22 protein-coding genes and 1 pseudogene are annotated in these 25,991 nt (G+C 56.6%); 7 read left to right on the top strand and 16 right to left on the bottom strand.

Features of this window, described 5'->3' with window-relative positions; genetic code table 11:
* The first annotated feature begins 72 nt into the window (after window positions 1-72).
* Genes JTM80_RS05530 through JTM80_RS05540 form a run of 3 tightly spaced genes read left to right on the top strand, consistent with a single transcriptional unit; the run spans window position 73 to window position 3,034 of the window.
* Complete coding sequence (locus JTM80_RS05530) at window positions 73-2,466, top strand: ribonuclease R family protein (RefSeq protein WP_205370742.1); 2,394 nt, start codon at window positions 73-75, stop codon at window positions 2,464-2,466.
* A 4-nt stretch (window positions 2,467-2,470) separates the two neighbouring features.
* Complete coding sequence (locus tag JTM80_RS22960) at window positions 2,471-2,602, top strand: AAA family ATPase (protein ID WP_205370744.1); 132 nt, start codon at window positions 2,471-2,473, stop codon at window positions 2,600-2,602.
* A gap of 18 nt (window positions 2,603-2,620) precedes the next feature.
* Window positions 2,621-3,034: a hypothetical protein gene (locus JTM80_RS05540; RefSeq protein ID WP_205370746.1), complete on the top strand. Its 414-nt coding sequence runs from the start codon at window positions 2,621-2,623 to the stop codon at window positions 3,032-3,034.
* Window positions 3,035-3,064: 30 nt separating this feature from the next.
* Here JTM80_RS05540 and JTM80_RS05545 read toward each other — a convergent pair whose 3' ends face one another.
* From JTM80_RS05545 to JTM80_RS05580, 8 genes and pseudogenes are all read right to left on the bottom strand, one after another.
* Window positions 3,065-4,174, bottom strand: a complete 1,110-nt coding sequence (locus JTM80_RS05545; protein ID WP_172357675.1) for a D-alanine--D-alanine ligase family protein — start codon at window positions 4,172-4,174, stop codon at window positions 3,065-3,067.
* A 128-nt stretch (window positions 4,175-4,302) separates the two neighbouring features.
* Window positions 4,303-4,788: a transposase gene (locus JTM80_RS05550; RefSeq protein WP_172357673.1), complete on the bottom strand. Its 486-nt coding sequence runs from the start codon at window positions 4,786-4,788 to the stop codon at window positions 4,303-4,305.
* Window positions 4,789-4,969: 181 nt separating this feature from the next.
* Window positions 4,970-6,282: pseudogene (locus JTM80_RS05555) on the bottom strand (NF041680 family putative transposase).
* Window positions 6,283-6,657: 375 nt separating this feature from the next.
* Window positions 6,658-6,963 carry a helix-turn-helix domain-containing protein gene (locus tag JTM80_RS05560; protein ID WP_172357671.1) on the bottom strand — a complete coding sequence of 102 codons (306 nt, stop codon included), beginning with the start codon at window positions 6,961-6,963 and terminating at the stop codon, window positions 6,658-6,660.
* Window positions 6,964-7,111: 148 nt separating this feature from the next.
* Complete coding sequence (locus JTM80_RS05565) at window positions 7,112-7,708, bottom strand: DJ-1/PfpI family protein (RefSeq protein ID WP_172357669.1); 597 nt, start codon at window positions 7,706-7,708, stop codon at window positions 7,112-7,114.
* 300 nt (window positions 7,709-8,008) lie between these two features.
* Window positions 8,009-9,301, bottom strand: a complete 1,293-nt coding sequence (gene mgsA / locus JTM80_RS05570) for a methylglyoxal synthase (RefSeq protein WP_172357667.1) — start codon at window positions 9,299-9,301, stop codon at window positions 8,009-8,011.
* 262 nt (window positions 9,302-9,563) lie between these two features.
* Window positions 9,564-11,798 (bottom strand): glycoside hydrolase, encoded by a 2,235-nt coding sequence (locus tag JTM80_RS05575; protein ID WP_172357665.1) that lies wholly within the window; start codon window positions 11,796-11,798, stop codon window positions 9,564-9,566.
* A gap of 167 nt (window positions 11,799-11,965) precedes the next feature.
* The gene (locus JTM80_RS05580) at window positions 11,966-12,196 is read right to left on the bottom strand and encodes a NifU family protein (protein ID WP_068511468.1); all 231 of its coding nucleotides are present in this window, start codon (window positions 12,194-12,196) and stop codon (window positions 11,966-11,968) included.
* 272 nt (window positions 12,197-12,468) lie between these two features.
* Here JTM80_RS05580 and JTM80_RS05585 point away from each other — a divergent pair, with 272 nt between their 5' ends.
* Window positions 12,469-13,236, top strand: a complete 768-nt coding sequence (locus JTM80_RS05585) for a hypothetical protein (RefSeq protein WP_205370748.1) — start codon at window positions 12,469-12,471, stop codon at window positions 13,234-13,236.
* A gap of 30 nt (window positions 13,237-13,266) precedes the next feature.
* Window positions 13,267-13,821, top strand: coding sequence for a DUF4231 domain-containing protein (locus JTM80_RS05590; RefSeq protein ID WP_172357663.1), 555 nt, complete (start codon window positions 13,267-13,269; stop codon window positions 13,819-13,821).
* A 271-nt stretch (window positions 13,822-14,092) separates the two neighbouring features.
* Here JTM80_RS05590 and JTM80_RS05595 read toward each other — a convergent pair whose 3' ends face one another.
* From JTM80_RS05595 to JTM80_RS05620, 6 genes are all read right to left on the bottom strand, one after another.
* Window positions 14,093-14,737: an HAD-IA family hydrolase gene (locus tag JTM80_RS05595; protein ID WP_172357661.1), complete on the bottom strand. Its 645-nt coding sequence runs from the start codon at window positions 14,735-14,737 to the stop codon at window positions 14,093-14,095.
* Window positions 14,738-14,999: 262 nt separating this feature from the next.
* A complete protein-coding gene (locus tag JTM80_RS05600) occupies window positions 15,000-16,190 on the bottom strand; it encodes an NAD(P)/FAD-dependent oxidoreductase (protein ID WP_205370750.1) in 1,191 nt (396 codons plus the stop codon).
* 72 nt (window positions 16,191-16,262) lie between these two features.
* Window positions 16,263-17,444, bottom strand: a complete 1,182-nt coding sequence (locus JTM80_RS05605) for an ABC transporter permease (protein ID WP_172357657.1) — start codon at window positions 17,442-17,444, stop codon at window positions 16,263-16,265.
* Complete coding sequence (locus JTM80_RS05610) at window positions 17,441-18,754, bottom strand: efflux RND transporter periplasmic adaptor subunit (protein WP_205370752.1); 1,314 nt, start codon at window positions 18,752-18,754, stop codon at window positions 17,441-17,443. Before JTM80_RS05610 ends, JTM80_RS05605 begins: the two co-directional genes overlap by 4 nt.
* A gap of 188 nt (window positions 18,755-18,942) precedes the next feature.
* Window positions 18,943-19,167 (bottom strand): hypothetical protein, encoded by a 225-nt coding sequence (locus JTM80_RS05615; RefSeq protein ID WP_228721640.1) that lies wholly within the window; start codon window positions 19,165-19,167, stop codon window positions 18,943-18,945.
* A 55-nt stretch (window positions 19,168-19,222) separates the two neighbouring features.
* Complete coding sequence (locus tag JTM80_RS05620) at window positions 19,223-20,038, bottom strand: YaaW family protein (protein ID WP_172357653.1); 816 nt, start codon at window positions 20,036-20,038, stop codon at window positions 19,223-19,225.
* A 1,064-nt stretch (window positions 20,039-21,102) separates the two neighbouring features.
* Here JTM80_RS05620 and JTM80_RS05625 point away from each other — a divergent pair.
* Both JTM80_RS05625 and JTM80_RS05630 read left to right on the top strand, forming a co-directional pair.
* On the top strand, window positions 21,103-21,495 hold the full coding sequence (locus tag JTM80_RS05625; RefSeq protein ID WP_172357651.1) for an AbrB family transcriptional regulator: 393 nt from the start codon (window positions 21,103-21,105) through the stop codon (window positions 21,493-21,495).
* Window positions 21,496-22,053: 558 nt separating this feature from the next.
* Window positions 22,054-23,367 carry an NF041680 family putative transposase gene (locus tag JTM80_RS05630; protein WP_205369514.1) on the top strand — a complete coding sequence of 438 codons (1,314 nt, stop codon included), beginning with the start codon at window positions 22,054-22,056 and terminating at the stop codon, window positions 23,365-23,367.
* 183 nt (window positions 23,368-23,550) lie between these two features.
* Here the strand turns inward: JTM80_RS05630 and JTM80_RS05635 are convergent, their stop codons facing one another.
* Window positions 23,551-23,832 (bottom strand): hypothetical protein, encoded by a 282-nt coding sequence (locus tag JTM80_RS05635; RefSeq protein WP_172357649.1) that lies wholly within the window; start codon window positions 23,830-23,832, stop codon window positions 23,551-23,553.
* 413 nt (window positions 23,833-24,245) lie between these two features.
* Window positions 24,246-25,832: a hypothetical protein gene (locus JTM80_RS05640; RefSeq protein WP_205370754.1), complete on the bottom strand. Its 1,587-nt coding sequence runs from the start codon at window positions 25,830-25,832 to the stop codon at window positions 24,246-24,248.
* Window positions 25,833-25,991: the final 159 nt, after the last annotated feature.

The following is a 25,991-nucleotide window of genomic DNA, read 5'->3' on the forward strand; positions in this document are numbered from 1 at the left end:
CGAAGCGGGCTTCGACCGGGCAACGTTGCACCCTACCCCTCCCAGGACTAGACGCAAGGATTAAGACGCTACATGGACTTTTCGATCGCCTCACTGCTCTCCAACTTCCCAGACGACAAGCTGGTCGCTCCCAAGGCCCTGGAGAAAAAGCTGAACTGTGAAGATGATGCCAGCCTCCGCCGCTTGCAAATTGCGCTGGATGCCCTAGAGAAAATCGGCATTTTGGTTAAGGAGCGGGGCAAATATCGCCGCGTCTTTGAGGATGACGTGGTGGAAGGGAAGTTGCGCTGCTCTAGCAAGGGCTTTTGCTTTGCAATTCAGGATATTGAAGGGTCGGAGGATATCTACATCCGCGAGAGCCAATTGAATACTGCCTGGAATGGCGATCGCGTCTTGGTGCGCGTGACCAAAGAGGGCAGCCGCCGCCGCAGTCCAGAGGGCGAAGTCCGGCTGATTTTAGAACGCTCCAATTCCTCCGTGCTGGCGCGGGTGAAAAAAACCGAGGACGGGCAGTATCGCGCCCTGCCGCTGGACGATCGCCTCTTGTTTGAGCTAGAGCTAACGCCCGATGGCGAACCATTAGAGGAATCCGTCGATCAACTGGTGCATGTAGAAATTGCCCGCTATCCCCTGGGTCAGCATCCGCCCATTGGTCGAGTGGCTCAGATTTTGGGCAGCGATGCCCAGGCGGCCTCGGATATCGACATTGTGTGCTGCAAGCATGACCTGCCGCGCGGGTTTTCGGAAGCGGTGCTGGAGGCAGCCAAAGCACTCCCGACCAAGCTCCGCAAAACGGACTTGAAAAAGCGGCTGGATCTGCGGGAACAGTTGACTGTCACAATCGACGGGCCCGATCATCCCCATAGCCCAGCCATCGACGATGCCCTGAGTGTGGAAAAAGTGGGCGACGATGAGTGGCGCTTGGGGATTCACATTGCCGACGTGTCGTACTACGTTGCAGCGCGATCGCCCGTCGATCTGGAAGCTCAGAAGCGCGGCACTTCGGTCTTTTTGGGAGAACTCGTCGTGCCTATGCTGCCGGAACATCTGCACCGCTGCTGTTCGCTGCTGCCCGGTGAAGACCGTCTGGCGATTTCGGTGCTAGTGACCTTGAACGCAGCAGGCGAAGTGCAGGATTTCGAGATTCAGCCCAGCGTGGTGCGGGTAGATCAGCATCTCGACTATCAGCAGGCCCAGGCGGTGCTGCTGCGAGACGACCCAGAAGCCGCTGCCGAAGCCCGCTACCCGCTGCCCTCTGCCAAGGAGCTAAAACACCTGGAACCCGTGTTTGAACTGGTGGACAACCTGTTTGCCATCAGCCAGGCTGTGGCGGCGCAGCGGTTGGCGCGGGGCGCGTTTGACCTGAACCTGCCGGAGAGCATCTTTCCCGACGAACACAACCCCGAACTAGGCAAGTTCCTCTCGACCAATTTCCAATACGACGACGAAGGCGAACTGGGCGCAATGGTGGTGTCGTCGCTGCTACCCGCCCGCACGATCGTAACGGAACTGATGCTGCTGGCGAATCAACTGGTGGCGCTGCATTTACAATGCCTCCAGGTTCCCGCCATCTACCGGGTTCACCGCACGCCCGACCCCTCCGACGTGCAGGAATTGGTAAAGCTGGTCAACAACATGGACATCGAATACCAGCTTGAAGACGAAGAGGTCGTCCATCCCCGCGATTATCAGCGACTCACACAGCAATTTGCAGAGTCCCATGCCGAGCGGGTGCTGACCTATCTGCTGCTGGAGACGCTGAAGCCTGCGGTCTATAGCACCACGCCGGGGACTCACTTTGGGCTTGCACTGGACAATGGCTATACCCATTTCACCTCGCCGCTGCGCCGCTATCCTGACCTGCTGGTGCATCGGGCGCTGCACGCGGTGTTTGAGCATGGGCGCGATCGCAAATCTACCCGCTCCAAGGACAAGGTGAACCTGTTTAGCAGCGAATGTCACGGCGCAATCGACTGGAAGGTGCTGCCGCCAGAGGTTCACGACGAGCTAGAGGAATATTTCAACAGCATCGTCAACCACCTCACCGAGCGCGAAAAGCTGGCGCAGGAGGCAGAATCTGACCTAGAGGGGCTGAAAAAAGCCGAGTATATGCAGGAGCGCACCGGTGAGACCTTCCACGGGCTGATTACGGGGGTGCAGTCCTATGGTTTCTTTGTGGAAATCGAGGAACTGCTAGTGGAAGGGCTGGTTCACGTCAGTTCCCTGAAAGACGACTGGTACGAATATCGCTCGCGTCAGCAAAAGCTGGTAGGCCGCAAGAATCGCAAGCAGTATCGACTGGGCGATCGCGTCGAGGTGCAGGTCAAGAGTGTGGATTACTACCGTCAGCAGATTGATCTAGTCGCGGTCGGCGGTGGTAGCGAAGCCACCGACGACGACGAGGACTTGCTAGAAACCGAGGCCGACCTGCTGGAAACAGAAGATCTATCTGAGGAGGAAGAGTAGGTCGATGCACCGCTTTCAGCGGATAGCGATTGTTGGCACGAGCGGAACAGGCAAAACCACGCTGGCGCAGCAAGTAGGACGACAACTCGGCATCGCCCATATCGAGCTAGATGCGCTGCACTGGGAGCCTAATTAAACCGCTGCACCGTTGGAGGTGTTTCGGGCGCGGGTTGCTGAGGCACTGGCGGGCGATCGCTGGGTGGCTGATGGCAACTACAGTAGCGTCCGCGATCTGGTTTGGGGGCGGGCCGATACTATCGTGTGGCTGGACTATCCGTTTGGGCTGGTGCTGTGGCGATCGCTCCGGCGGGCAATTTGGCGCAGCGCTTCGGGCGTAGAACTCTGGAGCGGTAACCGCGAAACTTGGCGGCAAACCTTTTTCAGCCGCGACTCCATTTTGCTGTGGGTGCTGCGAACCTATCATCGGCGACGACGCGAGTATCCGCTGCTGCTTTCTCAGCCAGAATACGCCCACCTTAGCGTGGTGAGAGTGCGATCGCCCCAAGAGACCAGAAGTTGGTTAATCGGGTTAACAGGTGACGGAGTGATCGGTGGTGGATTGCAATGACTCCAGCATAACCACCTGACCACTGGCTCCCTATCGCTCCTCCAGCGCCAGTTTCACCAGCCGATTAACTAGTTCCGGGAACGGCACGCCGCTGGCGGCCCAGAGCATGGGATACATGCTAGTGGCGGTGAAACCGGGCATGGTGTTGATTTCGTTGATGAAGACCTCGCCCGTAGACTCGCAATAGAAAAAGTCCACCCGGGCTAGGCCAGCTGCGTCTACGGCTTCAAAGGCGCGAATCGACATATCCTGTATCTGGCGGGCGATCGCCTCTGGCAAGTTTGCCGGGATGTGCAGATCTGCCAGACCTTCGGTGTATTTCGTCTCGTAGTCGTAAAAGTCGCTGCTGTAGGTAATCTCGCCCACAACTGATGCCTGGGGATGGTCATTGCCCAGCACAGCGCACTCCAGTTCGCGGGGTGAGGGCGCGGCCGCTTCCACAATCAGGCGGCGATCGTAGCTGGCGGCACTGTCTAGGGCGGCCTCAAGCTGGGCGCGGGTGCGGGCCTTGGCAATGCCGACGGAGGACCCCAGGTTAGCAGGCTTGACAAAGCAGGGATAGCCTAGTTCGGCTTCGATTTCATCACACAGCTTGGGAAAAATGCAGGGGTTGGAATAGACCTGCGATCGCCGCACGACCTTATAGCCCACCTGCGGCAGCCCCGCCTGGGCAAACGCCATTTTCATGGCGATCTTGTCCATCCCCAGCGCCGACCCCAGCACCCCCGACCCCACAAACGGAGCCTGCATCAGCGTCAGCATTCCCTGCACCGTGCCGTCTTCGCCGTTAGGCCCGTGCAGCACGGGAAACCACACGTCCACGCCGCTCACCTGCGCCGTCGATTGCCAGCGTTCTACCGCCGCCACCGTTGGCGCTTGCAGGGCGCTGGTTTCGCCCGACGGGTCTGCCGGAGCGTCCGAACTGCCCAATTTCAGCGGCACCCCCGCTGATAGAACGTGAATGGCAGACTCTCCCGCCAGCCAGCGGCCGTCTTTCTGGATATACACGGGCGCAAGCTCGTAGCGGTCTGCGTTGGCGGGGTCGCTCAGTCCACGGGCGATCGCCTGCGCCGAGCGAATCGACACCTCATGCTCACCCGAACACCCACCAAACAGCAGCCCCACCCGCAACTTTGCCATTGCCCTGCCCTCGTTTGAAACTTGCAGAATCCATTAATCGGAGATAGCGTATCATCTTCGCGGCGGTTTTAGGGTGATGACGCGCCGAGCGGACGAGCGGATGGGTTACAGTAGACCTCCTGCATGAATCAGGAAGCGTGTGCCAGTTCGTAGTTGAGCAACCCTGCAATCAAGTTCAAGCGCAAGCCAAAGCGTCGTCTCCGGCTGCGATAGCGCCCTGAGAAGATGCGAAAGATCTTGAAGCGACGAATCACATGCTCTACTTTCACCCGCAGTCTCGCTAATGCCCGATTGTGTTGCTTCTCGTCCTCGGCTAACGGTTGGTTGCGCGGCTTTTGGGTGGGCGTACAAGCTCCAGCATGACGCTTGGCAAACCCTTGATACCCGCGGTCAGCTAAACATAACTGCGACGATACCCAGGGCAGGCGACTTCGTTTGAGCAGCTTGAAGTCATGCGTCTTGCCTTTGTCGATTGCAGTCGCAATCACCTGCCCGTTCTCAAAATCCACCAACAGTTGCGCCTTCAGGGTATGGCTCTTCTGCTTGCCACTGTAGTCACGTTTCTGTTTTTTTTGACGTTCAATTTCAACTTCACCTGCGTCTACGATAAACACTTTCCATTCCCATCCAGGCTGGTACCACTGCCGTTGGCTGGGCAAGCGAAACTTGCCGCACTTGATTACTTTAGTTTGGACTAACTGGCATCACAATAATGCTCAACAGGATGCCATAAAGAATCTGCTCAACCGTTCATAACAGTTGAACTTAAGGAATTGGATACAATCCTGCTCGCAGTTAAGCTGCTGTTGCAACCGGACTGTTCAGGGATTGTTCGGATGTCTTGCGTTTCGAGGCTCGTTTTTTGACCATCGGATAGCAGGGACGAGGAGTTGGCTTGTGCCCCTTGCCTCGTCCTGGCGATTTACCACGAGGTTTAGGCGCAGGAGCAGGGGTGCCAATCGCTGCCAAAATGCCTGCAAACGCTTGTGCGACCCGACCCGGAGTCAACGTTTCTTGCGGTGCCTGCCAGGGCAAGGGGTGGTCAGTACAGTCCTTTCGCGCTAACCACAACTGCCAACTGAGCAACGGCATCAGGCTGCTCCACTGTTCGGTTGCCGATACAGAACTGAACTGGGGATGTGTCCAATATAGCCTCTGCTTGGCAAAGCGATACCAGTGTTCAATGGCAAAGCGACGGAGGTAGTGCAACCACAGGGTTTCTAACGGAGGCATCTGCTCACCCAGCCAAACTAACCACAAAGGAGCCAAGCGTCGCGTGCTGCTCTGTGTCTCCAGCACCTCCACGCGCAACACTTCCATTGCCCGTTTGGGGATTTGCGGAAATGGTATGCACTCCAACGACTGACCCGCACTCGTCCCCAGTTGGGATCATCGACTTCAACGGTTTCGACCGGGACACTCCAAGTGTCAGGGTCATTGAGTTTCATCTTATGTCCATGCTTGGCAGGTGCGCCTCGCCCTCGATACGCTGGGGGCGCGCCATAGACACATCGATTGGATGTAACCCGCAGCAGCAAGTCTGCCTCAATCCCTGCCGTTTGGTTGACAAAACTGGCATTGCCGTACCCTCGGTCGTAGATCGCCAACGGACGCACCGCTAACTGCCGAGTCACTTGTTTGAGTTGGAATGCCGCTTTACTGGCGGGTGTTTCAAAGCTGGTGATGCGCTCATGCCGCAATGGTAATGCCCAACTGCCCCTGTCTTCAGCAATCCAGGCTAAGGTACTGTAGTTTTGTCCGGCTATCGGGGCATGTCCTGTTCTGCCTGATAAGGTGCGGTCTTTCAAACGCCTGGCAGCAGGACGGTTCCACCGACTCGCATCACCTGCCAACAACGGTTGCTGCTGAGTCGGTATCTGCTGCACCAACAGCTTCAGCACCTTTGATCGGGGTAGGCGGCTATCGCGCAACGCTTCATAGGGGCTCGACCACTGGCGACGAAAGACAGGACTCTGCGATAGCCTCACAAACGACACGATGCACGCACTCACTAACACGGCATCCATCAGATCAAACAGGGCATCTCTGGCGTTTCCCAAGCTGGCATACAACGTTTGGCGAAATTGCTGAAGTTCGTTGAAAATCATGGGGTCAATGTTGGTTGTACTTCATTGACCTTACGGCAGTCGGTGCTTCTCATTGACTGCCTTCCTCTTCACCATTAGTCCAAACTAAAGTGATTAAGTAGTTGAGTGGACTACAGCCTTCAAACCCGCTTCCATCCAAATACTTCAGGCAAATCGCACCGGCAACTGCCCATGCTTTGAGTAATTGCCAGTCGGCTTGCTTGGCTTGCTGGAACTGAGGCGATTTTGGCTCAGGAGGGCAGTACCTCAGGCGTTTCCAAACATAGTCCTTTTTTTCAAGATACGTCCGAGTTGCTTGCTACTGAGGACTACACCTCGCTCGGCAGCCAAGCGTTCACACAACTGCACACTGGTGTAGCTACGCCGGTCTTGCAGTCAAGTTTCAACCGCTTCGATATCCGTGTTTTGCCACTTGGTTTTGCCCCCACGCCCTGCTGCTTCCCACAGCCCACCGAGGCCACCCTTGCTCCACCGTTGAAGGGTTTGGCGCACCGTATGCTCACACTGATGGAGGTGTTGAGCAATCTGTAGCGTTGTCCAACCACTGGCATTGAGTCGCAAGGTGATAACTCTAAGCTTAATCCGACGGGCAATCCCATCAGCCAAGCTCAACTCGTACAAGGTGCGGTCTTCTTCGGCACTCAGTTCAATGTGATGAGCCGCAGGCCTAGATGCACTCAAAATCAACTGACCGATCTTATAACTTTTCCTGTGCTAGCTACTTAGCTCAAACAAAATAGCTGAGACAAAATAGCTCAGAGGCGATCGCCCCTGAGCAGTGAAATCTCCTAAATCTCATCAGAATGCTGCGACTCAATACCGCAAAGCACTACACCCGCAGCAATTCTGCATGTTCAATGCGAGTGCCCAGCACCTTGAGAAACTCCGCCAGCCAGCGCGGATGGGCAGGCCAGGCAGGAGCCGTTACCAGATTGCCGTCTACGACGGCCTCCGTCACGGGAACGTCAACATACTGACCGCCCGCAGCAGTCACTTCTGGGCCGCAGGCAGGATAAGCCGAGCAGCGTTTGCCACGCACGGCTCCAGCAGCAGCCAAAAGCTGTGCCCCGTGGCAGATGGCGGCAATGGGTTTGTTGGCATTGGCAAAATGCTGGACGATGTTGATGACATCCGCATTCAGCCGGATGTATTCTGGAGCGCGGCCGCCGGGAATCACCAGCGCGTCGTAGCTGGCGGGATTTATCTCGGCAAAGGTGGCATTGAGGGTGAAGCGGTGTCCTGGTTTTTCGGAATAGGTTTGGTCGCCTTCAAAATCGTGAACCGCCGTGCGGACAAACTCCCCCGATTTTTTGTTGGGGCAGACGGCATGAACCGTGTGCCCAATCATTTGCAACGCCTGAAAGGGCACCATGACTTCGTAATCTTCTACAAAGTCTCCCACCAGCATCAGAATCTGCGCGGCCATGGTCTGTCCTCCTGAAAGCTGTTCGATATTGTTCGATATGGACATATTTTTGACCTTACGCCGTTGATCTGGTTCTGTGTCGCTAGGGCAACAAAGCGTAATTCACAAAATGTATCGCTGTATTGCTACATGCATGGCCACATGTATCGCCTATCGCCATGTATCGTCTATCGCCACATAGCGCCACGTAGCGCCATGTATCGCCTATCGCCATATATCGCTATGTAGCGCCATGTAGCGCCGCTCAAGTCCGCGCCTTGCTTGCCAAATAGCTTACTTGCCAGCCAGACAATCTGTTTGCTAGCCAGACAGCGCATTCAAGAAGCCAGGTTTGGGCACCAACACCGTTAGACCGTTTGGAATTGTTTCGACTTCAATCGGCGTGGTGCCAATGATTTCGCCATCGAGAACCACTTTTTGCGGCGGATTAGTGGTCACTTTCAGGCGAGACACGCGCCCATGCACCACATTGGGGCGCTGCGGAGTGCCGCCGACCAGTGCCGTTCCAAAGATTTGCAGCATGGTGGCAATGCCCTGGATCTTGTTCTGCGCCGAGGCGATCGTCACGTCTAGCAGCCCGTCATCGAATACCACTTGCCCTGCGCCCTGCGCCAAGACGGAGGTGGGCGGCGCTGCATTGGCGATGGTAATGGCGTGCGCCTGAAAAGAATAGACCTGTCCATCAGCTTCCAGTTCAGCATCGAAGAGGGATTGCTGATCCATCGCTTCCCAGCCCGCCATCAAATAGGCCAGCACGCCCCACTGGTCTTTGAGTTCACGACTGGAGCGCTCGATGGTTAGCGCTTCGTAGCCCACGCCTGCTAGCAAAATCATTGGCAGCCCGTTGCAGCGGGCGACATCGACCGTGCGGGTGTATCCGCCTGCGATCGCCTGACAGGCACTCCGAATGGGAAACACTCCGGGCAAACCCAGCGCTGTGGCGAAGGCATTAGCTGTGCCTTTGGGAATCACGCCCAGGGGAATCCCTGTGCCAATCAGCGCCTTGGCCACCGCTGACACGGTGCCATCGCCGCCCGCTGCAATGATGACATCGGGATGGCTGGCGATCGCCGCTTCGATATAGTCCGCCGGGTCTTCCTGTTCCGATGTGGTGTACACATGCAGCGTCATGTGTGGCTCTAGCAACTGGCGAATCAGCATCAGGTCTTGGTCTGGAGAGCCGCGTCCTGCTGCGGGATTAAAGACCAAATGAGCAACGGGAATCTTGGTGAGGTGGAGGGCGATCGCCTCGGCCGTTGCCAGATTCGTCGCCAGCGGCACATTGTGAACGTTGCAAATCCGCAGGAGCGCCTGAATATCCGGCTCATGGGGCTGGGCATAGAGCGGATCGACTAGAAAAATCACCGCCAGCACCTTGCCCTCACATACCTCCGCCGAGATCTGCGCGTCGCCGCCTAGCGGCCCCGACAGCATTCGCTCCACCATCAGACTCGTTGCGTCCTGAATGCGCTGCCCCGTCGTACCCGTGGCAACCAGCCGATGCCGACTCAGCATAGCCTGATGCCGCTGAGCAAACTGAACGATGTCGTCTTTTTTGGAGTCGTGGGCAATGAGGGCGATCGTGTTGGGCATTGATGAAGTGGATGAATTGCTGGAGCGATGGCGCGAGGGAGTGTTGGAGTCGCTTCCTCAATTTACCGTGAATTTACCGTGTTACTCCAATTTACCGTGCTACTCCGCTCCCCCATCACACTGTCACTTTGTCACTCTATGAGGACTTACGCAGTTGGACGATTTCTCGCGGGCACAGATCGCAAGAAATTGTCCAAAACCCAGAAGATTTAATCGCAAGTGCGTAAGTCCTATCTATGTCCTCCATCACGTCCAATTCTCACTACGGCACTTGCACCGGAATCAAGGCATTCTCCGGCAGGTTTGCCACAAACCGGCCCTCGTCTGCTAGAAACACCACCACGCGCAGGGCCCAGTCGGGTTCTACGTCGCGCAAGTCGGCCCAGGGCACAGCGACCTCCAGGCAGGTGTCGAGGGCAACCTGGGCCTGGGTGGGGCAGTTGTGCCACTGGAAGTGGTCACTGGCTTCTTGCAGCCAGCGATCGCCCGTCCGCAGGTTGATCCCCAAATGATGGTGGAACAGATAGTTCATCGGCGCTTCGTCGGGCAGATCAGCCAGTGGTGCAGGGCTATTGTGCATCGTGCGATTGGGATAGAACCACAGCAGGTGTAGCTCTGGCGGAATGTCCACGCCGATCTGCGTACCGCTGGCAAAGTCTACCCGCAGGTAAAAATTCAGATGATCTACGCCATACCAGAGGCGTTGCACCTTGCTGCTGCGGTGCATGGTGCCGCGTGCGCCGCCGACCTCGATGCGCCCCGCCTTGTCCCAGTCCTGTTCGTCGGCGCGGCCGTCAATCATGGGGCTGATGAAGCTGTCGGGGCCGTGGCTGCGGGCGCGGGCGTGGTCTTCGACAGGGCGGCGCACGTCTGGCGGTACGGGTTCGTTGAGGGCGACATACAGCGCTGTCAGGTGTTCGCGAAACAACTGGTCAAACATGGCATCCTGATTGGAGGAGTGCCCCTCGCCAAACCACCAGAACCAGTCAGATCCTTCGGCGGCGTAGAGCGCTTCCCAGGCTTCAGGGTTGGTTTCTTCGGTGGCTTCGGGATGGGCGGCCAGCACAGCGCGAGCCTGAGTCAGCAAATCCCAGGCGCGATTTTTGGCAGGGTCGCCAATCCAGGTCGTGAAGTTGCCGTCTACCCAGGAGCCGCTGTGTAGTGTATCGGCGGGCAGGGTTTCTGTCGTGGGGAATTGGTCAAGAAATTCAGCGACGGTAACGAGTTCGATTTCGCTGTGGTCGCTCAGCTTTTGATACAGCGCTTCCAAAAAGGGCTTGCCGTCGAGCGGGTAGTATTCCCAGCAGTTTTCGCCATCCAGGGCAATGGTGACAAGCCAGGGCTGTTCGAGGGTCGTTGTGCCGTCGGACTGGTGGGATTTCAGCGTGTGGGCGATCGCCTCTAGATGGCTCACTAGGTCGTTTGCGGCCGCGTCTGGCTCCATCACGCCATAGGTAAAGCCGATCAGGTCAGACAGACGGTGATCACGGAACACAATCGAAAGATCCCCATTGGGCGTTTCCAGGCGATAGGGGCGGTAGAGTTTTTCCGGTTCCAGCACGTTGCCATGCCCGTCGCGATGGAAAAAGTGCTTCAGCGTCCAGCCCAACACGGCTTCATCCGACACCAGCCATTCAAACTCCTGCGCCGCCACCTCCGGCAGAATTGCGGGACTGACCGACTGCTCCGACGGCCACAGCCCGCGAGGTTTGCAGCCAAACCGTTCCCAATACATCTGCTTGGCCCGCGCCAGGTGGCGGGGAATGTCTTCAGGCCACTGAAAGCGAAAGTTGGGCAAGGTCATATCGGGCACGGCCACCCGACCCGCATTGGTATCCGCCAGCAAAGGCAGGATGGGATGCGTGTAGGGCGTGGTGATCACCTCAAGCTGCCCCGTTTCCTGCATCTTGCGGTGGTGGGGAATAATGTGGCTGAGGATTTCCTTTTGCTTGGAATAGATTCGCTGGCGATCGCTCAGGGTAAACCCGCGCCCTTGCTCTAGCCACTGTGAAATGTCTGGATCGCCCCAAAACAGCGGATCAATCCACGCCAGGTTATGCCACGCCAGCAGGTCGCTATAGTCCTGCAAGCTCCAGTGTTCCAAGCACCACTCGCGCCCGTTGTCCTGCCGCTGATAATACAGTTCGGCGTAGCGCGGATGCGGGTCAATCAGCGTGCGGTGGTTGCCATCGAAGAAATGCTCGATAATAAACTGCTTCTGCTCTTGATCGAGGGTGTCTTCGGGGGATAGCGCCAGCGTCAGGTACGGGTCAAACGCCGTTCCCGCTACATAGTCTTCGATCTGCATCATCAGCGAAGGCACCAGGTTCACCGTTTGATGGAGCTTGGGAAATTGCTCCAAAATCAGGATCAAATCCAGGTAATCCTTTGTGCCGTGCAATCGCACCCAGGGCAAACGATATTGTCCGGCAGTGCGGCTTTTGTAGAGCGGCTGATGCTGATGCCAGATAAAGGCGACGTAGAGAGGGTAGGGCATATCAACGTTCAGTAACGTTTAGTAACGTTCGGTAATGTGCGGTGGCGAATCGGCGCGAAAGCAAAAGGCAGGGAACCCGAATCGTCCCTGCCTCAGAGTCTACCAACACCTGGATCGGTGCGGTGTAGCAAATTTTCAGAATTTTTTTATGGTTTTAATTCAAGGTGTTACAACACCTGTTCGACTTCAACAATTTCGGGAATGCTTTCGCGCAGCTTGCGCTCGATGCCCATCTTCAGCGTCATTGCAGAGCTGGGGCAAGAGCCGCAAGCCCCCTGGAGCCGCAGCTTGACGATGGGCCCGTCCAGTTCTACCAGTTCTACATTACCGCCATCGGACATGAGGTAAGGGCGCAGTTCGTCCAGCACCTTTTCTACGTTGTCGGTTGTCAGTTCCATAGTTGTCACTCGTTTTTACCTGAAGAGGCGATCGCCCAGAAGTATTTATCTTTATTGTAGGTGACTGGAGGAAGTCGCTTCTGGTCGCTTCTGTATCTTTCTGGCGCAACTGCTGCTCTCCAGACACCCACTCAGGTTTTCAACCAAGGGGGTTCAACCCCTCATCTCCGTAGATCTTCAGAGGCTTCTATCCTTCCGGGTTTTCTAAAACTATTAATAAAGGGAGTCATTTGAACTCCCAGGTGCGATAGTAAACACGGAGCCTGCCATCGATGATTTCAAGCGTGTACAAGATGGAAAACCGCTTCGATATCCAATTTGAAGATGGCGCTGTGGCGGCTGTTCTGCGGGCTGAGGCAGATCGCGAGTTGCCTCTGGTGCTTGACCAGTTGGGCTTAGTCAAAAAGCGGCCTGTGCTGGTGGTGGTAGGTGGCGCAGGCAAGCTTAGCCGCGAAGATCAGGCACAAGTGCGATCGCTCTTTGTAAAAGTTTTAGCGCCCCTAGCGGAAACCCTCGGTGCAGCCGTGATTGATGGCGGCACAGACACAGGCATTATGCGGATGATGGGGCAGGCGCGTCGCCGCACCCACGGCAGCTTTCCGCTCATTGGCATTGCGCCAGAGCAGATGGCGATTTTGCCGGGGGGACGTGCGTCCCACCCTGATGCCGCCAATCTAGAGCCAAACCATACGCATTTTGTGCTGGTGCCTGGTCGCTATTGGGGCGACGAGTCTGCCTGGATCGCTCGACTGGCCAGCGCCCTGTCCGATGGTTTTCCTTCGCTGACGGTGCTGATCAACGGCGGCGAAGTCACCTGGAGTGATGCGTCGCACAACGTGGGGCAGGGCCGTCCGTTGCTCGTTGTGGCAGGTAGTGGCCGCACCGCCGACGCGCTGGCCGATGCGCTGGCTGGAAAAATCACTGATGAACGCGCCCGCAAACTGGTGGCATCGGGGCTGATGCAAGCCGTCGATCTGCGTAGCTCAGAAAAGTTGTCCTGTGTGATTCACGAGATTTTATCGAGTAAAATCCTCTCATGAGGACTTTAGCTCCACAACCCAGGGTGCATTATGGCTAGCAAAGACCCCTACCGCGAGCAGCTTAAGCAAGACTTTGGGAGCTTGTTTAACACCTTGGAGCTAGACGAAGCCCAGCAGCACTACCTGCGATCGCGCTGGCTGGATCAGGTGCTGTGGATGGAGAACAAGGCCGGCAGGGCACGCGATCGCTACTATCGGCTGCGGCTGACCACGATTATTGGCGGCGTGCTGGTGCCAGTGCTGGTGAGCCTGAATAACGTTGATAACCGCAGGGCGGATGCCATTATCCGCTGGTCTACGGTAGGCATCAGCACAGTGGTTGCGGCCTGTGCAGCAGTCGAGGAATTTTTCAAGTACGGCGAGCGCTGGCGACACTACCGCCGCAGCGTAGAGTCGCTGAAAACACAGGGCTGGCAGTTTTCTCAACTGACCGGGCTATACACACAATACCCGACCCATGAAGAGGCGTTCGACTTCTTCGCCAGCCAAGTCGAGGATATTATCCAAAAAGACGTAGAAACTTACTCAACGACCGTTGCCACTGCCAAGAGACACGAAGACTCTGCCCAACAGAGAGGGTTCTAAGAGCGAGTTTGAAAAGGTATCACCTGTAATGCTATAGCACTCAGAGATCCCCCCTAGCCCCCCTTAAAAAGGGGGGAAACCGCCTTAAAGTCCTCCTTTTTAAGGGGGATTCAGGGGGATCTTGCACGCTTTGCTACAAACAGTAGGACTTTTCAAACATCCTCTAAGAGCGATTCTCGGTTTTAGATTTGCGATTTTTGGGATTTTCGATTGGGATTTTCGACTGGATGGAGCAGCCATACAGCTCGCAATGTAGCCATGTGGAGAGGGGCTATTCCCGCTTCAGCCAGATGCCCCGCAGCCCCGCCCGCGTCGCGCCTTCATAGTCTTCTCTGAAACTGTCGCCGACGTGCCATGCGGCATCCGGCGGGCAGTCGTGCTTTTTCAGCGCCAGTTGAAAGATTTGGGCATCTGGCTTGGATACGCCTGCTTCGGTGGAAATCGTGACTGAGGAGAAGTAGCTGGCCAAATCCAGCGCTTCCAGCACGCTGTGAATCCGGGAGTCAAAGTTGGACAGCACACCCAGTTCCACACCGCGATCGCGCCACTGATCTAGCGTGGCCAGCGTGTCGGCATAGACAAACCACGGGTCTGCGGCAGCGAAGTGGTCGTAAAGCGCACTGAAGAAAGCAGAAAAATCCGCAAACTGGTTCAGCACGCCAACTTCTTGAAACGTCTCAGCGGCGATCGCCCACCACCAGGCATATTCGCGGTCGGGAATCTCCGTCGGGTCGGTTCCTGGAAACGCCATCGGGGTTGCTGCCTTAAAGCTTTTGAAAAACGCCCGATCCACCGCCGCTGCATCCACCGTCACCCCAAACCGCTTGGCCAGATCGGCATACACCGCACCCACACTGCCGCGAACACCAAACAGCGTACCAACTGCATCAAAGAAAATGACCTTGGGGAGGGGCATTGGGGGAGGGGAGGGGGGGATGAAAGGAGGAAGAACGAAGAGGGAAGAACGAAGAAGGAAGAACGAAAAAGGAAGAGGGAAGAACGAAGAGGGAAGAAGGAAGTGTGAAAGTTGGGGGTTGGGGTTGGCGGATTAATGCGCTGGGGAGAGACGAGCGAAGCAGCCCCAAGGGGCGCTAAAGCAGGAGCTGGAAAGAACACAGAACAGAATCTCTTCTTTTTTCGCTCTTCTCTCTTCGTTCTTCCTTCTTCCTTCTTCCCCTTCAGCTTGCCAGCAGATCCCGAATCGGTTTCGTGATCCAGTTCAGCCCTACTTTGATTTGATGGTCGAAGGTGGGCATTCGATAGAGGTAGGCAAGGCGACGAAAGAGATGCGCGGCGGGGCCGTCGAGGGAAACGCCGAGGCCCGTGAGGGTGGCTTCTGTGGTGCCAAGAGAGAGCATCTCGCCTAAGTGCTGATAGCGGAAGGGCAACAGGGGGCGATCGCTCAGAGAGGCCCACACATTCCACCCCGCATAGTCTGCTGCCTGAAACGCGGCCTGAGCCGTTGCAGGCACTTTTTGCCCGTCGGCATCCTTCATCTCGGCCAGGTCGCCCAGCGCAAAGATTTCAGGATAGTCTACCACTTGCAGGGTCGGGGTGACGAGGAGTTGCCCGCGCTCGGTCTGGGGCAGAGGCAGGCTTTTCACAAAGTCTGGCACTTTGTTGCCCACCGTCCACATCACAATGTCTACCGGAAGGGTGTCCACCTTGCCGCGATAGTCTAGCGAGATGCTGTCTGCGGTCACCTCGGTCACCTGGGTTTCCAGATCGATCCAGACTCCGCGCTTTTCCAATGCTTTTGTCGCAGCGTCGCGGTTAAAGCTGGGAGAGTTTCTCAAGATCTGGTCGCCCAACTCCACGAGGCGCACCCGGCCGCGATCGCCCAGCCGGTCTGCCAGCTTGCAGGCCAGTTCCACGCCGCTGTAGCCCGCGCCCACAATGGCCACACGAACCCGGTCAGCGGGAGAGGCTTCGAGGATTCTTAGCCGCTCTTGCAGCCGATAGGCATCGTCAATCGAGCGGAAGGGAATGGCGTGTTCTGCTACGCCAGGAGCCATCGTCAGGGGCGTTTCGCCGCCCAGCGCCAGCACGAGGCGGTCATAGTCCAGCGTTGCGCCATCCTGAAGCTGAACCTGACGCGCGGTGACATCGATGTGGGCAACGGCTCCCTGGCGAAACTGGATGCCTGTGTTGGCCAGCAGTTCAGAAAACGGAGGGGCCACTTCCCAGGTTTGCAGTTCCCCAGTCACCAGTTCGTAGAGCAGCGGCAAAAACAGGAAGCGATCGCGCTGATCTACCAGCACAATCTCTGGCTTTGCGTCCGTCCAGGGCAACTGGCTGAGGCGCAGGGCAGTGTATAGCCCTCCAAACCCGCCGCCCAGAATGCAGATTCGATCGGAACGTTGGGTCATACGTAAACGTTAAAATCGGGCATCACCCTTAGGATATCGCAGGTTAGGATTTTAGCCTGAATGCCCAACCGCTTATTCCCTGAGCGCGGTTACCGGGTCGAGGCGGCTGGCGCGCAGGGCAGGAAACAGACTAGCTCCGATGCCAACGAGCAGGGCAGAACTCATGGCTACCGTAGCAGTGCGGGGGTTGAATTGGTAGGGCAGATCAAACTGTTGGGCGACGAGTAGCGTGAGTCCGTGAACCGAGGCGATCGCCACCAGCCCCCCCATCGAACTCAGCAGCACTGCTTCCAGCACAAACTGCACCAGAATCTCCTGCTGGGTTGCGCCAATGGCACGGCGGATGCCAATTTCCGATGTGCGCTCGGTTACGGCAGCAATCATGATATTGGCAATGCCAACCCCGCCCACCAGCAGCGAAATTGCGCCGACAGCCGCTAGGGCTCGGGAAGTCAGCTTCAGCAGGTCTTGCTGCTGCAAGATCTCTTCAACGTTATTCCAGGTGTAAAATCGATGCCCCCCGTAGCGCTGTTGCATCAGCGTCTTCATCTGATCTTCCAGCGGTTTGATCTGGTCAAGCTGCTTGGGACGAACGCGCACGGCATCCATGCCGCGATCGCCCGTGAGCGCACTATAGAACGATAGCGATACCAATAACAGACCGTCTCGATTCGTGCTTTCGGGATTGACTTTGCGATGGATTACGCCGACTATAGTGAACGGCTGACGATTCACATAAACCTGCTCTCCGACCGCCGGGGTGTCTTGAAACAGGGATGCCGCTAGCATCTGATCGATCACGGCAACCGGACGGTAAGCCGCCAGATCAGCGGACGTAAAAAATCGCCCTGCCTGCAACCGATTGCCAGAACTGCGGAGATAGTCGGTGTCTACTGCAACGAAGCTGGGCCGGGCGCGGCGATCGCGGAATAGCGCCTCTCTCGGCCCGTCCCACTTTAGCCCGCTGACCACGGCCGCCTGAGGCAAGCGCTGCTGCAAGTAGGCAATATCGCTCTGCTGAAGCGACACCCAATCATTGCCACCCATCCACTCTGGAATCGCCGTCACCTGGGGAGCTTCCTGGTCGGTCAGGCGGCGGGCAATCACGGCGCGGCTAATGTCGCCGACGTTTAGCGTGGCACTAACGGCAGCAACACCCATCAGCGTGCCCAGGGTCGTCAGGAGCGATCGCACGGGGTTGCCGCGCAGCGATCGCCAGGTCAGCATCAGCAAATCTCCTGGCGCAAGGCTCACGGTTCATCCTCCGTCGATTCCGGTTCCGCGTTGCCGCCAGATGTATCTAACGAGTTTGCAGGCACAACGGGCATTCCCGGAGTCAGCAGCACGTCCGGCGGCGGCACAATGACGCGATCGCCCGGCCGCAGTCCCCTCGTCACTTCTACCTCCGTCAGTCCCTCCAGCCCCAGTTCCACGGGCTGCTGTTGGGCCCGCCCGTTGCCGTCCATCAGCCAGACGAACGAATTTGCGCCATTGCGCTGCAACGCCTCGATCTCCAGCGTCACGGCATTCTGGCGCTGTTGTAGCACCAGTTCCACATTGACCGAACTGCCAGGAATTAGGGTTCCTGTTGGGCGATCGAGGCGAATCGTCGTCGGCACGGTGGTCTGGGCAGATTGGGAATCACCAGACTCAGAGGCGATCGCCTGCGGATACAACTCCACCACGCGCCCTAGATACACCGTTGGGTCGGGCCCAATCACCGTCACCCGCGCCGTTTGTCCGGGTCGCACCTGCGTCGCATTCAACGTGGAAAGCTGCAACTTCACCAATTCCTGGCGCGGATCGCCCAGCGTCAGCAACTCCGTCCGGCGCTCTACGCCGTCCCCGTCTTTCACGCTCAGCCCCAACACCACGCCGTCCCTCGGTGCCGCAATGATGGTGTCCTGAAGTTCCTGCTGGGTGCGCCGCTGCTGCAACTGCAAACTCTGGAGTTCTAATCGAGCCGTCTTTACGGCCGTTTCTGCATCCCGCAGCGCTGCCAGCGATCGCCGCACCTCTGTAGCCTGCTGCTGCACCCGTTCCCGCGAAATTGCGCCTGCGTTGGCCAGCCCTTGCAGCGTCGTCAATTGCTCCTGGTCGGCGCTCAGTTGTGCCCTGGCTTCGTCAATTTGCATCTGGCTGCGGGCCAGGGTTTCCGCCTGCTTTGCAGCTTGCAATTCCTGCTCTAGCAGGGCCGTTTGGCGATCGGGATTCCGCAACACGATCAGCGTTTGCCCCTGCTCGATGCGATCGCCCGGAGCCACTAGCACTTGCTCTACTGCCCCTTCCAGCGGCGACAGCAGGGTTTGCTGCCCGCCCAGCTCCAGCGTGCCGCTTTCGTTAATGACGGTTTCTACGGTATCCCGCTCTATCGTCAACAGGCGCACCGCTACTGGCTCGGCCCCCCGACTGGTCACCCAGGCATACACTGCCCACCCGCCCAAACTCAGCAGCGCCAATGCGCCCGAAGTTAAAATCAGACGCGATCCAGTTTTGAAGCGATAAACCGACTTTTCAGGAGGGGTAGACCGGGCGGGAGATGCAACCGGAGGAGGCTGGAGCATAGCTGTAAATCTAAAGGGCGATCGCTCTAATGATATCTCTATCCGATATCACACGAGAGTATTTACTAACTACACAAAAAGCAGCCAGGATTCCGGAGCTAGGGCCAATGGACGGAAGGGGGTAGAACCAGAAAGCCGCGTCCTCCGGCAATCCTGCTACGATCCCACGCCCTCAAGATCCTATCACCTCAAGATCCCATCACCTCAAACCCACTCACCTCCAAAACCGGGCCAATCATGGCAATCGACATCACATCGTCGCGTACCTTGCCCGTCACGCGCACCTGCTGACCCGCCTTCAGCAAGCCCTCTGGCGCGTTTTTCATGATCTCATAGGTGCCCTGCTCGGTCTTCAGCGCCCACGCGCCCATGCCGAGGGTAGATTTTTCAACAGTTCCTTCCAGGGTCAACATGATGGCTTTAATGATGGCTTAGATAACTAGGTCTCTTAACGGGGAGGGTGCAGGTCTAGACGGGGCATTCGGCGGCGCGAATCAGGCGGATTTGGGCCAGGGTGAAGACGACAGGGATGACGCGGGCATAGTTGGTGGCGATCGCCCGCCAGCCCAAATCTGCAAAGAACCAGGCCCACAGCGCTGGCCCCAGCACCGCCAGCACCGAGCGCACAGCCCCATATCGAGCAGCGCTGGCGGCCATGCCGCGATAGGCAGCCCGCACCGCAACCTGATTGGCGATCGCCCCGCCGGCCTGTTTTGCTGCTTGATAGGTCGCCGCGTGTAGCGTAAACTGACGCGCCATCATTTGCAGCAGCCACGGCCGCACCACCGCACTCAGCGCCAGCGCACTACCGCCCTTCATCAGCAGGCTGGATGGGTTGGTTTGCAGCGACGGCGGAAGTTGGCGAGTTAGCTCAGAATGGGACAGCGACTCCTGCAATTCGCTGTTTAATACCCGCTGCTCAGCCGGGGGCAACTGCTGCCACGCCCGCTGGAGCAACGTCAGAAAAATCTCCGCTTCTAGCTCAGCAGTAGACAGGCTGAGGGAATAGGGGATTCGCAGATAGCGGCAGATCTGGATCAAGACCTGGCGATAGGTGACGTGGCGCGTCTTGCCCTGCAACACCGTCATCCCGTCCGCCGCCAAAAACCGAAAGCGCTGCTCCAAATCGCTCAGCCAGCGATCGCGCTCCTGGCTACACACCGCCACGGGGTCGGGCGTATACACATAGTCCAGCGGGTTCAGCTTGCGGCAGAACAGGATCTCAGTCAGCACTTCCAATTCCTCTTCGGTCGCCAGTTCCAACGCTGCCCTTAGCTCGTCCACGCTGCCTCCTCCCCCACGGTTCAACAAAGAGTCCGACAATACAAAGTCTGACAAAGAGTTCTACAAAAAAGAGCCTGACAAAGAATCCTAACTAAAGAATCCTAACTGCGGTTGCACTGACCTGATTCTATCTGGCAGGCTCCGGTTTTGGCGTAGTTCTATGAAGAATTGCCAAACCCCTGGATATTAACCGTGCTGCATGGGACGATTCCTCCCTCACCTCCTCGCGCCCTAAGTATGCGTCTGCCCTGAGCTAGGGAAGGGGGCGATCGCGCTGGGACACATCCCAGTTCTGCAAGTTTGCCCTCATCCCCCAGCCCTTTCTTCCCAAAAGGGAGAAGGGGAGCCGGATTGGAAGTCCCTCTCTCGCTTTGGGAGGGGATTGAGGGTGAGGGTTACAAAAGTGGGATGCACCTTCGCGCTGAGATTGCTAGTAGTGACTCCGCTCATAAAGCCAGTCGATTCCGTTCAGCCAGTCAGTCATGCAAGTAAGCGGAGATATCTGCCTCAGAAGCTATCTTGATGCACCGATCTTAAGCCGGTTTCTGATTGCTACCCCCAGGCTGCCCACGGTCCTCCTGAAGATGACCAAACGGGTTAGATTCAATTTGCCTACAAGCCCTGTCAAAAAAGTTGGTTCCAAACTCGTTATTTGATATAAACTCATCGTCTATGTAGATGGGTTAATGAATGGCTCATCTATATGGACAACTGCTGACAAGCAATGGTTTGGCTAAACATTTAGCCGCGATCAGAAGGTGAAATCGCTCTAGCGCCAGAGTGAAATGAGCTTTCTCGAACGCTGCTTAGAAAAATGTATGGCTTTATCTATCTCGTTGTAACATGGGGGCAAGCTACAGCGTTTCTGAGGCATGTCTAAAGCAAGTGAAGGATGTGAATATCATGATCCTTGCACAGGGCATAGAGGGTATGCTTCAGCTAGCAGGCAAACGCTGTGAAGTCAAAAGCTAGAGCAATGTCCTGAATAGAAGTACCAGATGAATGGGGTCTTCGGCTAGGCAAGGCGCAATGTTTCTAAGTCGCTCGTTTTAGAGTTTAAGTGAATGAGTAGAAAAAAGAAGATCGAGCCACTGACAGGAGAATCTCTGTTGGCTAAGGTGAAGCAACTGGAAAATCTTACCAAGGAAGAGAAGGCTAGGGAGTGCGGATACTATACCGTCACTAAAAATGGTGTAGAGCGGGTCAATATGATGAAATTCCTGAATGCGTTGATTGATGCTGAGGGAATTGAGCTAGACAGCAAATCTGCGACAAATGGTCGCGGCGGACGCAGCGCTAGCTATCGCATTACGGTGCAGTCTAACGGAAACTTGCTGATTGGCTCTGCCTACACTAAGCAGATGAATTTGCAGCCCGGAGACGAGTTTGAGATTTCTCTTGGGCGAAAGCATATTCGCCTAAAGCAAATCGATGAAGACGGCGTAGTTGAAGAGTAGCCACAGGTTAATCAATCAGGGTTTCCTGACACCGAACTTCCTGACCGTGAATCCTCTACCCAAGATTTCGGGTCGTCAGGCAGTTAGGTCAGGTGCTCTCTATGCACACTTCGATCGCATACTTCGATTGATAAAGGGTTGATAAAGGATTGATGTGATCAGGCGCATTCCAGTTCTGCAAGTTTGCCCTCATCACCCCAGCCCCTTCTCCCTAAAATGGAGCAGGGGAGCCGGATTGAAAGTCCCTCTCCCGCTTTGGGAGAGGGATTTAGGGTGAGGGTTACAAAAGTGGGATGCACCCGATGTGATCAAGGGTTGATCAACAAGGTTTCGGCAATATACCTTGCTCAATACCCTTTGTTCAGTCGTCCCTGGGATCGTTTCTATTAGTGCGGCAGATGAGATTTCTCTCGCTCATTTGCCGCATTTTCATTGCCATCATTGCGAGGCGATCGCCGCCCTATCTAACTTTAGTTTGGACTAATGGTGAAGAGGAAGGCAGTCAATGAGAAGCACCGACTGCCGTAAGGTCAATGAAGTACAACCAACATTGACCCCATGATTTTCAACGAACTTCAGCAATTTCGCCAAACGTTGTATGCCAGCTTGGGAAACGCCAGAGATGCCCTGTTTGATCTGATGGATGCCGTGTTAGTGAGTGCGTGCATCGTGTCGTTTGTGAGGCTATCGCAGAGTCCTGTCTTTCGTCGCCAGTGGTCGAGCCCCTATGAAGCGTTGCGCGATAGCCGCCTACCCCGATCAAAGGTGCTGAAGCTGTTGGTGCAGCAGATACCGACTCAGCAGCAACCGTTGTTGGCAGGTGATGCGAGTCGGTGGAACCGTCCTGCTGCCAGGCGTTTGAAAGACCGCACCTTATCAGGCAGAACAGGACATGCCCCGATAGCCGGACAAAACTACAGTACCTTAGCCTGGATTGCTGAAGACAGGGGCAGTTGGGCATTACCATTGCGGCATGAGCGCATCACCAGCTTTGAAACACCCGCCAGTAAAGCGGCATTCCAACTCAAACAAGTGACTCGGCAGTTAGCGGTGCGTCCGTTGGCGATCTACGACCGAGGGTACGGCAATGCCAGTTTTGTCAACCAAACGGCAGGGATTGAGGCAGACTTGCTGCTGCGGGTTACATCCAATCGATGTGTCTATGGCGCGCCCCCAGCGTATCGAGGGCGAGGCGCACCTGCCAAGCATGGACATAAGATGAAACTCAATGACCCTGACACTTGGAGTGTCCCGGTCGAAACCGTTGAAGTCGATGATCCCAACTGGGGACGAGTGCGGGTCAGTCGTTGGAGTGCATACCATTTCCGCAAATCCCCAAAACGGGCAATGGAAGTGTTGCGCGTGGAGGTGCTGGAGACACAGAGCAGCACGCGACGCTTGGCTCCTTTGTGGTTAGTTTGGCTGGGTGAGCAGATGCCTCCGTTAGAAACCCTGTGGTTGCACTACCTCCGTCGCTTTGCCATTGAACACTGGTATCGCTTTGCCAAGCAGAGGCTATATTGGACACATCCCCAGTTCAGTTCTGTATCGGCAACCGAACAGTGGAGCAGCCTGATGCCGTTGCTCAGTTGGCAGTTGTGGTTAGCGCGAAAGGACTGTACTGACCACCCCTTGCCCTGGCAGGCACCGCAAGAAACGTTGACTCCGGGTCGGGTCGCACAAGCGTTTGCAGGCATTTTGGCAGCGATTGGCACCCCTGCTCCTGCGCCTAAACCTCGTGGTAAATCGCCAGGACGAGGCAAGGGGCACAAGCCAACTCCTCGTCCCTGCTATCCGATGGTCAAAAAACGAGCCTCGAAACGCAAGACATCCGAACAATCCCTGAACAGTCCGGTTGCAACAGCAGCTTAACTGCGAGCAGGATTGTATCCAATTCCTTAAGTTCAACTGTTATGAACGGTTGAGCAGATTCTTTATGGCATCCTGTTGAGCATTATTGTGATGCCAGTTAGTCCAAACTAAAGATCTAATGCGCCCTATCTAATGCCCGATCTGATGCCCGCTGATGCCCCAATCTTGATGCACGAATCGTCTTCAGGCTGCACTCAGCAAAACGGATCTGCCCAGCAGTCGATACAGGCGGACTTGCTGCTTAGTTGCTTGGGTAATCGCAAATAACTCAATGCCCCAATGGGCGGCGTATTCTTTTGCGAATCGTCTTGCTTGCTTGGCAGATTCGGCTTGAATGAGCAGTTCATCGGCTAGCTCGGTTGTGCCCAAGTAGGCAAACTCTGCCAGATACACTGCGGCTGGCTGTTTGACGCTGGGTTTAACACTGGGTTTGACACTGGATAAAAGCGTTTGATGTTGGGGCATGGCGTGTATTGCAGAACTGTGGGGGTTATCTTCAAAGATGCACTTTGACGCACTTTCAAAGGTGAATCTCTAAGGATGCAATGTACGCTAGACCAGATCAGTTGGGTCTAACATCCTGGAACCAGAGAGTTTGAACAGAGTTTGAGCGGATTCAGGCTCTAGATTTCCTGAACCTGTGTCATGAGAAGCCAGTAGGATTGCCCAGTAGGATTGCGAATTTTACAGTTTGGCTGTAACGAATCTCTAGGTCTAGTGTGCCCGGTTTCCCGGAGATGGCAACAGGGGCGATCGCCCTCCTCCACCCGAAATTTACAGAAGGCGATCGCCCTGCAGGCCGTTACTTTACACAGACGGGCTTCACAAATCCGATAAACCGCTGGAAAAACTGCTGTGAACCCCACAACGCTCTCAGATTAGGGCTGGGGCGATGGCCAGGGAATACTCGGATCTTGGGCTAGGTGACGAGCGACCGCTGCGGCACCATCTTGATTCAGGTGGCTGGGGTCGGCGAAGTATTGATTGCGCGTGGGCCAGAGTAGGCTCAGGTCGCGGAAGAGAAACCGCTGCTGGGTGGCGATTTGCTGCATATGCTGGCGAAACTGCTGCTCGCGGCGACGACGCAGCGGGTCGAGGTAGTCCTGAGTCAGCGGCAGGCTGACGAATACAAGGGGAATCTGGCGATCGCGCACATAGCTGGCCAGCGCCACCGTCGCCTGGGTCTGGGAGCCAGTAAGCTGAAACGGCGTGTAGTTGCTGTCGTATTGGCCCGCAACGCGGGGAAACTGGCGGTAATACATGGCGGGGTTGAACTGGGTGGCGATCGCCTCGAAGCCATCCGCCCGCAGTCCCGAATTTGCAGGCACATCGGGCAACACCACCACCGAGGCTACTTGGCTCGGCGCGGGCAACGTTGGATCGAGAAAAGATAGACAGACGGGCGACTCCGCTAGCAGCGCATCCCCCGGAAACGCCCGCTGTGGATCGGTCAAATCAGGAACCCCCTGCAACGGTGTCAGCGTGGACTGAAGATCCAGGAAAAAGTTCGCCGCGTCGGGATTCGACCAATCTACAGAGGAGGATGGAACAGGCTCTAGGTGAGGCGTTTGACCTTTTTCTTCTTTTCGATCGCCTCCAGAAATTTGCTCCGTGACTTGCCCTGTGACTTGCCCCGTGACTTGCCCCGTGGTTGCAGCGGGCGATCGCGCGGTCGTGGGGACGGGGGTCGATGCTTGCGCCGTTGCGCCGAGGACCGCTGGGTTGCCCACAGGCTTTGCCAGTACCGGAATCGGCGGAATCTCCAGGCAAATTTCGGGCGGCTGCTCGGCGATCGCCTGCGACGCGGGCACAGGCTCCGGCGGAATCGTCCGCACACGCGCCGCCAACTGGCGATAGCCTGCTGAAGATGCGATGCCGTTAAACGTCACGTCTGCCTTGGCGCTATTAAACGCCCGCAGCCCGTCCGCCCAGATAATCAGCCGCGGCAGGCGGTCGGGCGGCAGCACTTGGCGCACCACCAGATCCATGACGCGAGCCGTCGCGCCGTTGATGCTGAAATTGTAAATCCGCAGGTTGGGGCGGCCCCGTTCTGCGAGTGCCTGTCGCAGCACCGCCGGGTCGATGCCCTGCAACGCCCGCGAACTGCCGATGATCAGCACGTCAGGCGTGCCCTCGGTCATCACATAGTGCGAATAGAGCCGAATCTGGTGGTCAAGCCGCTGGCTGTTGAAGGAAGGGAAATTCGGTAAATACTGGGGCGATTCGGGCGGCGGATCTGTCGAAGCGGGGGGCAAGCTTACCGTAGACAGCAGCGGCATCAGTGGCGGCAGGGGGGCGATCGCCTCCATCTCAAACGCCTCCACAGGCAAAATCGGCATCGACCACAGCGGCACCACCAGCGCCGACCCCGCTGCCCAGCCCAAGTGCCCTTTAACCGAGTGCAGCTTTATAAGCCGAATCAAGCCGTTTTTTAAGCCGCGATAGATGAAATTGCCAGCAACCATAGCGCTGTCATGTTCAGACGCGATTCTTCGCACCGCATTACTCATTTACTATAGATCCCCTGGTGGAAACGAAAGCGAACTTGACACTTTGGCAGATTCTTGGCGAGAATAGTTAACTGTTATTCATGCGCTCGGATCAGGTTCCAAACAGCACAAAGG

Origin of the sequence: Thermoleptolyngbya sp. PKUAC-SCTB121 (assembly GCF_016919485.1) — a bacterium.
GTDB lineage: Bacteria > Cyanobacteriota > Cyanobacteriia > Elainellales > Elainellaceae > Thermoleptolyngbya > Thermoleptolyngbya sichuanensis.

What these genes read in the sequence shown, in the direction of transcription:
- JTM80_RS05630 (WP_205369514.1), top strand. Translation starts at nt 22,054, where the DNA reads ATGATTTTCAACGAACTTCAGCAATTTCGCCAAACGTTGTATGCCAGC.
- JTM80_RS05635 (WP_172357649.1), bottom strand. Translation starts at nt 23,832, where the DNA reads ATGCCCCAACATCAAACGCTTTTATCCAGTGTCAAACCCAGTGTTAAA.
- JTM80_RS05640 (WP_205370754.1), bottom strand. Translation starts at nt 25,832, where the DNA reads ATGGTTGCTGGCAATTTCATCTATCGCGGCTTAAAAAACGGCTTGATT.
- JTM80_RS05590 (WP_172357663.1), top strand. Translation starts at nt 13,267, where the DNA reads ATGGCTAGCAAAGACCCCTACCGCGAGCAGCTTAAGCAAGACTTTGGG.
- JTM80_RS22960 (WP_205370744.1), top strand. Translation starts at nt 2,471, where the DNA reads ATGCACCGCTTTCAGCGGATAGCGATTGTTGGCACGAGCGGAACAGGC.
- JTM80_RS05600 (WP_205370750.1), bottom strand. Translation starts at nt 16,190, where the DNA reads ATGACCCAACGTTCCGATCGAATCTGCATTCTGGGCGGCGGGTTTGGA.
- JTM80_RS05575 (WP_172357665.1), bottom strand. Translation starts at nt 11,798, where the DNA reads ATGCCCTACCCTCTCTACGTCGCCTTTATCTGGCATCAGCATCAGCCG.
- JTM80_RS05585 (WP_205370748.1), top strand. Translation starts at nt 12,469, where the DNA reads ATGATTTCAAGCGTGTACAAGATGGAAAACCGCTTCGATATCCAATTT.
- JTM80_RS05565 (WP_172357669.1), bottom strand. Translation starts at nt 7,708, where the DNA reads ATGGCCGCGCAGATTCTGATGCTGGTGGGAGACTTTGTAGAAGATTAC.
- JTM80_RS05615 (WP_228721640.1), bottom strand. Translation starts at nt 19,167, where the DNA reads ATGTTGACCCTGGAAGGAACTGTTGAAAAATCTACCCTCGGCATGGGC.
- mgsA (WP_172357667.1), bottom strand. Translation starts at nt 9,301, where the DNA reads ATGCCCAACACGATCGCCCTCATTGCCCACGACTCCAAAAAAGACGAC.
- JTM80_RS05580 (WP_068511468.1), bottom strand. Translation starts at nt 12,196, where the DNA reads ATGGAACTGACAACCGACAACGTAGAAAAGGTGCTGGACGAACTGCGC.
- JTM80_RS05610 (WP_205370752.1), bottom strand. Translation starts at nt 18,754, where the DNA reads ATGCTCCAGCCTCCTCCGGTTGCATCTCCCGCCCGGTCTACCCCTCCT.
- JTM80_RS05595 (WP_172357661.1), bottom strand. Translation starts at nt 14,737, where the DNA reads ATGCCCCTCCCCAAGGTCATTTTCTTTGATGCAGTTGGTACGCTGTTT.
- JTM80_RS05545 (WP_172357675.1), bottom strand. Translation starts at nt 4,174, where the DNA reads ATGGCAAAGTTGCGGGTGGGGCTGCTGTTTGGTGGGTGTTCGGGTGAG.
- JTM80_RS05625 (WP_172357651.1), top strand. Translation starts at nt 21,103, where the DNA reads ATGAGTAGAAAAAAGAAGATCGAGCCACTGACAGGAGAATCTCTGTTG.
- JTM80_RS05530 (WP_205370742.1), top strand. Translation starts at nt 73, where the DNA reads ATGGACTTTTCGATCGCCTCACTGCTCTCCAACTTCCCAGACGACAAG.